Genomic DNA, 354 nt, shown 5'->3' on the forward strand with positions numbered 1-354 from the left:
GGTGGCGGTCAGTTTGCCTATGCTCCTCCCGTCGCGGCGTGGCGGACTCCAGCGAAAGCCCCGCTGGCGGGCCCGGTCGGCATCGGAGAATGTGCCGTCGGGGTTGATCGTGATGGCGCAGCGGTTGGCCACCTTTTCCAACTGCTCGGGCCGCAATTGGGCGGCTTGCTCGGCCAGGAAGCGTTCGGCGTGTGCGACGGTGTCGGCGCCGACGGCCTCGGGGAGTTCGCGAATGAAGGTCTGGATCACCCGCAGGTGTTGCTCGTCGAGTTGCCCGTGGCGCCAGGCCTCGGCGGTGGCGGGCAGTTGCGGCGGCAGAGTCTCGCCGGTGAGCGTCAACCGCGGGGCCAGTTG

Annotated in this window: 1 protein-coding gene; it reads right to left on the reverse strand. The window is 69.5% G+C overall.

From position 1 onward, the window contains the following. Positions 1-354: DUF222 domain-containing protein (locus F6Q13_RS09285; protein ID WP_293055376.1), on the reverse strand; the 354-nt coding region annotated here is incomplete at both ends.

Source organism: Mycobacterium sp. (assembly GCF_008709575.1).
Taxonomy (GTDB): domain Bacteria; phylum Actinomycetota; class Actinomycetes; order Mycobacteriales; family Mycobacteriaceae; genus Mycobacterium.